Genomic DNA, 251 nt, shown 5'->3' on the forward strand with positions numbered 1-251 from the left:
ATGGAATACTGGGTTCTTTGGCAGCTTACTTCCTTTTGCCACTTGTACTTGCTGTACGGCTAAGTTGTAAAATAAAGCGTGTAGCGCCCGATTTCCCTGCTTGCTTTTTTGTTCCCTTCCTTTCCCACCAGAACCAAAGTAAACAGGTGCAATGCCCGCAAATCGTGCTAATTTGTTGGCATTTGGAAAACGGCGTACATCACCTATTTCTGCAATTAAAGCCGAAGCTGTAACTAGATCTATGCCTGGCA

Annotated in this window: 1 protein-coding gene; it reads right to left on the minus strand. The window is 44.6% G+C overall.

The window, feature by feature from the left end; all coding sequences use genetic code 11:
- Positions 1–251 (minus strand): transposase (locus tag KVT27_RS25545; RefSeq protein WP_217582268.1); only part of this gene is annotated, 251 nt, incomplete at both ends.

Source organism: Lysinibacillus sp. GbtcB16 (assembly GCF_019091145.1).
Lineage (GTDB): Bacteria > Bacillota > Bacilli > Bacillales_A > Planococcaceae > Lysinibacillus > Lysinibacillus fusiformis.